The sequence below is a fragment of the Candidatus Zixiibacteriota bacterium genome (genome assembly GCA_018820315.1).
GTDB lineage: Bacteria > Zixibacteria > MSB-5A5 > JAABVY01 > JAHJOQ01 > JAHJOQ01.
In genome coordinates this window covers 1-7,172 of sequence record JAHJOQ010000145.1, presented here as the reverse complement: position 1 = coordinate 7,172, position 7,172 = coordinate 1, and the positions used below count along the sequence as shown (strand labels likewise).

Genomic DNA, 7,172 nt, shown 5'->3' with positions numbered 1-7,172 from the left:
GGTCGCCTTGTTGTGCGCGAATCGCGCAGTGAACTTCAATCCTGACGCCCGCAGCTCACGTTCGATCAACTCGGCGTCAGTCGGGACATCTTCGAGTATCAGAATTCTCAAGTCCTTTTCCATAGCTCACTCCATACGTGTATGATCTGCAGTACAGCAACATTAATGCAGTCGCTGTCTCGATCAACGATCTGCGGTCGGTAGCGCCGCCAGAGAGGGAACTCGGTTCATAGACAGCCAGTAATTCCCGACATTTACTACCGTTTCGAAAAAGTCATCGTGATCGACAGGCTTCACTATATAACTATTCGCACCCAGCCCGTAACTCTCCATCACATCGTACTCCTCGGCTGACGAGCTAAGGATCACCACGGGAACCGAACTGATTTGCTCCGTGGTTCTGATCTTCCGAAGGCACTCAAGACCGCCAACTCTAGGCATTTTCAGATCGAGAAATATGACTCTCGGATTCTCGACCACATCACGATGCGAGAAAGCGCCCTGTGCGAGGAGAAAGTCGAGTGCCTCTCCGCCATTTGTCACAACACCTACTATGGCTGACGCATTACACTCTTTCAAAGCGCGTTGAGTGAGCTCGGCATCACACGGATTGTCTTCCACGAGAAGAATGTCGACGATCTGATGCTCAATCATGTCCGTGCTCCTATCCCTTTATTAACGTGAAATACACTGTGGTCCCTTTGCCCGGTTTTCCTTCCGCCCACACTCGGCCACCATGCCTGACTACTATTCGCTTCACATTTGCAAGACCGATTCCGGAGCCTTCAAACTCCTCCACAGAATGCAATCGCTGAAATACCTGAAAAAGCTTGTCGACATATTTCATGTCGAATCCTACTCCGTTATCGTGTACAGAATAAATGACCTCGCCTTCGGCAGACTCGGCCTTTACCTCGATTTTGGAAACCATCATTGTAGATGAGAACTTGATCGCATTCGACAGGAGGTTTCCCATCACTTCACGGATCAGCGTTCTGTCACCCGACGCTTTGGGAAGGGCTCCAACTTTGAATTGAATATTCCGACCAGATGCTTCACTCCTGAGATGCTCAAAAACCTCTTTCGTTAAGGCCTCCATGTCGATTGGAGTCGCATCAATCACCTGCCTGCTGTATCGAGAAAATGTAAGGAGAGCATCTATCAGTCTCCCCATGCCCTGAGCATTACTGCTTACTATGTTCAGCAGCCGCTTGCCTTCGTTTCCGAGCTTCTCCTCATAGTCTGACTTCAATGCGTGCGAGAAACCATCGATTGCTCGCAACGGCGCTCGCAGGTCATGCGCCACTGAATGGGCGAACGAATCCAGTTCTCGGTTGGCAGCAGCCAGCTCTGACGTTCGGAGTGCTACGCGCTGCTCCAGCTCTTCATTTAGCTTCTTGATCTCCCATTCGGCCTTTTTCTGTGCGGTGATGTCTATGCCAAACGATATTGAACCTACAATCCTGCCACTCCTGAAGACTTCATTGTTACTCCAGGCTATGATCCGCTCGAGGCCATCCTTGCTGAGTATTGGATTCTCATAGGTTCTTGGAAGTCCCCCGGCACCAAGACGACAAAACTCCTCGTAGACATCCGGATACCTTTCCCGAGGGACTATAATTTCGAACCAGTCCTTACCTTCCAATTCAGCGACGGAGTATCCGGTAATACGTTCCGCCGCTGGATTAAGCAGTGTGACTTTACCTTCGGCATCAAGGGCGACAATCATTGCGTTGGCTGTGCTGATTAGATTGTCCGTGAACCGTCTTGACTGCCGGAGATTCTCTTCAGCACGCTTGCGCACACTGATATCTGTTATGATCCCGTCAAACCTCACCAGATTACCGCTAAAGTCAAAGTGAGGAATGCCGTGATCCATGACGTATCGCATTTCCTGAGTCTTGAGATTGATGATTCTGTATTCGAGAACAAACTCTCGACGATCTATGACCGCTTCATGAAATCTCATCTGAATTTCTTCACGATCGTCCGGATGCAAAGATTTGGACCAGAGATCCGGATCCTTCCCAAAATCCTCTAGCGTGCAACCCGTCCATTCCTCCAAGCGCTTAGATGCAAATGTCGTATGTCCCTGCCCACCGACTTCAGTCGAATAGATTGCATCGGGAATGTTTTCCATCAGGCTCTCATACTGCTCCTTGGCTTTTCTTATTTGTCTATTCGCATCCATCCGCTCGGTAATATCCTTGGACAGACAGTGAATACCGACATCCGTCGGATACACGCGGATTTCCAACCAGCGCTCAATGTTGTCAGAATCAATTAATTGGTCGATAACCGTTTCATGCGTTCGTGTATCCATCACTTTCTTGCATACCTTGAAAAGCAGGGTGGACGCAACATGCGGAATGATATCCGTTATCTTACATCCTATCAGATCTTCCGACGACATGCCGCTCAACTGCCTCGCACTTACTTCATTCGCCATGACGAAGCGCCATTCTTCGTCCAGCACGAATGCTCCGTCAGAAATTGATTCGTACAGGTGTCTATATTTCTCCTCACTCGCTCTCAGAGCATGCTCCGCGTTCTTTCGCTCGGTTACGTCTTCATAAATTGAAATCACTTCGCCTGAGGAAAGCTTGTAAACATAATTTTCGCGCCATCCGGTAATCCTACCATCTTTGTAGAAGCTCGCCGGATGTTGCTCAGAATTGCCAGTTCGCCACACACGCTGGAAAACATCAAGGAGACCAAACTCCTTGACTCCCGGAAACATCTCCAAAACGCTGTTTCCAATGAGATCCTCGCGCTTTATACTGTCTATTCTCTCGCAAGCATTGTTGACGTCCTTGAATATAAAGTCGTTACCGTCGTCCACAGACTCACATATAACCACACCAATGCTCATATTGCTGAACAGTTCCCTGAACTTCGCCTCGCTCTCCCTGAGCTTGTGTTCGGAGTGCAGACGTTCAGTGATGTCCCTGATAATTCCACACATCACTTTGCGACCGCCGAGTTCGAATATGCCGGGCGAGACCTCAACCGGAAAGACTGTGCCGTCTTTCTTCTTGTGGTAGCGTATCGGAATGTTCTCGACGATCTTATCGCAAATGTCGGCAACTGAGCGCGTCGTCTTCTCTATCTCCGCAGATACATCAAGCACTGTGAGATTCATGAACTCATCTTTGCTATATCCGTAAAGACGAATAGCGGCATCGTTGACATCTATGTACTTGAGAGTGTCGGCATCGAATAGCATAATCGCATCAGTCTCCGTGGTAAACAATTGGTGGTACTTTGCCTCACTCTCCTGCAGCGCCTCCTCCGCTTGTTTCACTGATGTGATATCCCGTATCGATCCGGCCATTCTGACAGGCCTTCCCATCGAGTCCCACAGAGCCTGACCGCGGGTTAGGAACCAGCGGTACTCCCCCGACTTCATTCGCAGACGGTGCTCCATATCGTATATCTTCCGATCACGAAGGTGATCCCGGAGCATCTGCCTGCCTCTCTCTTTGTCGTCAGGATGGAACATCTCGGCGAGAACCGAATCTGTCGGCTGGAACTCACCAGCCTCGTAACCGAGTATTTCGAATGTGCGCGGAGCCCACCAGAGCTTATCCGAGTTCATATCGGGCCAATCCCAGAGCCCGTCGTTCGAGCCCCTGACCGCCAGATGAAATCTCTCCTCACTCTGCCATAGAGCAATTTCCGCGGTTCTCCGATCGGTTACATCCCACATGTAGCTCCTCGTTCCGACAACAGTATCGCCTTCCATGAGCGCAAACGCGTAAAGTTCAAGATAGATCGTCGAACCATTCTTCTTGATGCCAGCAAACTCGTACCTAGTCTCCACATCAATCCCGGCATATCTATTCCTGTGACGCTTCAGAACCGTTTCGAGGTCATCCGGGTGAACCAGTCTCGATATCGATTGCTCGCGAATCTCATCCGGAGTATATCCGAACAGCATGGCGAATCGTTCGTTGCAGTAACTGAAATTGCCATCTTCATCATCAATCACAATAGCTATACCGGCCTGCTCCACGAGATCTTTGAACTTCCTCTCGCTGGCAGCGAGTTCAAGCTCTGCAGACTTGCGATCCGTAATATCCCTGACCATTCCGCCAGATCCTTGATATACGCCGTCCTTGAAGCGTCGGCTGGAGGCTACATTTGCCCACTGAATTTCGCCCGACTTTGTAATAATCCTGCATTCTAACGGTCGAACTTCCTCCCCGGCTGCAATCGCCCTGTGATACTCTTCGGCCTTGGGCAGGTCGTCAGGGTGTGCGAACTCAGAAAAGTGCATCCCCTGAGCATCCGCTAAAGAGTATCCGAAGGCTGTATCATCAGACGCCCACATCGATGTCACGAATCCTTCGCTGTCGGCTTCATAGACGACTTCACTTATGCGCTCAACGAGCTGTCGGTACTTCTCCTCGGCGGAACGCAACCCCTCTTCTGCGTGTTTGCGCTCTGTGATGTCTCTCAGAACTCCTCGGACACCCTTGAACTTTCCGTCGACAATATTCGCACGACTATCATCACTGCACCACCTCACCGCACCTGATTTGGCAATTACGCGATACTCGTCCGGGCTCTGGTCGATGCCCCGTGCATATTGAGCGAACGACTCAATCACTTCTGGAAGGTCTTCCGAATGCAGAAATTCGACAAATTGCCTGCCCTGGATTTCATAGGGAGTGTATCCATAAACCCTCTCGACAGCTCGACTAATGAATGTCACGATACCGTTCTCATCGATGGAGTAGATCACATCGTTGACATTCTCGACAAGTTCCTCGTACCTCTCCTCTCTCAGCTTCAGATCGGCCGCTGCTCGCTTTTGATCTGAGATGTCCTCGACATGTACCACCAAACACTCCAAATCGCCTTCCCCGTTCCGCATGACAGACGTATAGACCGATGCCCATAAGTCCTCGCCGCTTTTTCTGACAAGGCGAATCTCAGTCTTTGGGGAATCCCCTTCAGTGCTGCAAGTGTTGCGCAGCATGTCTTGAAACAGTTCCAGATCATCAGTGTATATGACTTCGGAAACAGTCAATTCACGAAGCTCGTCAATCGTACGACCAAGCATGCGACAGGAGGCTAGATTGGCTTCGACAAAACGGTGATCCGGATCGAGAACAACAACCCCCATTCCACAATTGTCGAAGAGTCTGCGATAGATGTCGGAGGTAAGCGGAGATTCGGAATCAACCGGCTGTTTCTGGCCGACGGAATCGGTCGTACCGCGTCGGTTCTTCATAGAATTCCCTCTTCACTTCACCCGCCGATACTGCGAGCAATACCATGATGGCGGCGCCCAGATTCAAATCAGAATCTGCAAGCCAAAACCAGCATCTTAGAATCAGCCAAAGCTGAAGCAAATTCAACCGATAGGCCAAGTAAACCGAAGGCTTGCATCTCGTCCATATATCTGACCAAGCATGTCACGAACGGGAACGTGTTCCGTTCCTTTACAGGTACACTCTGATGCTTCTTGCCTCACTTACAGGACCAGGATATTACGCCCAACAATAGACCTAATGCCCCTCAGACTACTCATGCCGAGTAAGTTCATACCTCAACATAAAGATAATATTGTAAACTCCGATAGGTTTTGCAACAAAAAACTTAGACTTTTCATGTATACCCTGGTCTGTGTTAGCGCTGACCGCACACCTGCGAAGAAGAAGAATCCATGTCAACTATACCGCCGAAACGACAAGCAAATCACGGGTGAGATCGCACCCCTCGTTACCAACCTGTTTTTCACCCTCGCAGCTAAAGACGTCAGGCCGACATAGAGAGTAGAGGTCAATTGCTGATATCAAATCATTCCAGCAGTTGCCAAAGATGAGCAATATATGGTAGAAAACTTGATGCACAATTCAACGATAAGATGTGATCGACATAAGAGTGAATGCAGGACAGCCAAGATCATAGGAACACGAATCTCAAGTCAGCAAATAAGAATGAGGGGGATTTCTGCTGCAACCTACGGGTTGTAAGGGACGGCATAGAAACACATGTGTATCAACACAGCAGGGCGGTCAATATTGACCGCCCTTTTCTATACTCCATCGGTCTTGATGTCATAGACCGCTCAAAACCGTCCACGTAGGATCGCTTCAAAACCGGCCATTTTGAGGGAGGGGATTTGTCATATACCTTCTGATCGGGAGGTATCAGATGGCAAACCAACTCAAAGTGGCATTAGCAGATGCAATCATAGGGTTACTGGCTTGTGGCTGGTCGTACCGTCGAATAGCTCGGGAGCTTGGCGTTCACCGTGAGACTGTGGCTCGTTACGACCGGCTGAGAGTGGGTCGAGGCTCAAAACCGGCCAAAGCGATCCCCGGGTCATCATGGGATAGCGATCCAAAACCGGCCAATGCGATCCCCGGGTCGAGTGATCCGGAACTGCCCGATTGTTCCCTTGGTCCCCCGAGTCTCTGCAAGTCGTTTGAAGCTTTGATCAAGAAGAAGCTGGACTATGGTCTGTCCGGTCAGCGGATCTGGCAGGACCTGGTCAGTGAGGATGGTTTCACTGGTTCATATTCTTCGGTGAGGCGCTTTGTTCGCAGGCTTGGTCAAGGGACCCCGTTACCATTCCGTCGCATGGAATGCGAGCCGGGTCAGGAGGCTCAGGTTGACTTTGGCAGTGGAGCCTGGATTGTATCTGAGGATGGTAGGAAACGAAGAGCCCATGTACTTCGCATCATTCTGAGCCATTCCCGTAAAGGATACAGCGAAGCGGTCCTCAGACAGACAACAGAGAACTTCATACGCGCACTTGAGAACGCCTTCCAAGAGAAGAAGAATCCGCCATGTGCCTGTGGACTGGTTCAGACCGCCCCGGTTCGATGCTGATCAGAGTCTACCCCGACAAGTAAACCAATCGCCGAACACCAAGACTCCAAGCTATCGTAGGTTCGCGAGAATGATGCTTGTGACAGTTTTGTGACAACTTCAAGTCAAAACACATCAAACTACATCAAAAGACATCAAAACAAATGGAAAACGAAAGCCAAAGCCACAAACCTGAGCGACGGATCCAGTGATTGGTCGTGAACTATGAACACAAGTCCAGTGTCTGGATAGGCGTATCCTGCTGCTGTCAGAGATATTGTCAAGAGTTGTGGATGATTGTTTTGATAGTATCCTCAAGTTCTCCAGTTATGCAGCTTCCTTTATTT

The 7,172-nt window shown here is 49.8% G+C and carries 3 protein-coding genes; 1 reads left to right on the top strand and 2 read right to left on the bottom strand.

Annotation, left to right across the window (positions count from 1 at the left end):
- Nucleotides 1-183 precede the first annotated feature (183 nt).
- Entirely contained in the window at nt 184-654 is a 471-nt protein-coding gene (locus KKH67_14165; protein MBU1320325.1) for a response regulator, read from the bottom strand.
- A 10-nt stretch (nt 655-664) separates the two neighbouring features.
- Nucleotides 665-5,239, bottom strand: a complete 4,575-nt coding sequence (locus KKH67_14160) for a PAS domain S-box protein (GenBank protein ID MBU1320324.1) — start codon at nt 5,237-5,239, stop codon at nt 665-667.
- A 926-nt stretch (nt 5,240-6,165) separates the two neighbouring features.
- Between KKH67_14160 and KKH67_14155 the strand changes: the two genes are divergently transcribed.
- Complete coding sequence (locus KKH67_14155) at nt 6,166-6,846, top strand: helix-turn-helix domain-containing protein (protein ID MBU1320323.1); 681 nt, start codon at nt 6,166-6,168, stop codon at nt 6,844-6,846.
- Nucleotides 6,847-7,172 lie beyond the last annotated feature (326 nt).

Coding starts and splice junctions, on each gene's coding strand:
- KKH67_14160 (MBU1320324.1), bottom strand. CDS start 5,239: ATGAAGAACCGACGCGGTACGACCGATTCCGTCGGCCAGAAACAGCCG.
- KKH67_14165 (MBU1320325.1), bottom strand. CDS start 654: ATGATTGAGCATCAGATCGTCGACATTCTTCTCGTGGAAGACAATCCG.
- KKH67_14155 (MBU1320323.1), top strand. CDS start 6,166: ATGGCAAACCAACTCAAAGTGGCATTAGCAGATGCAATCATAGGGTTA.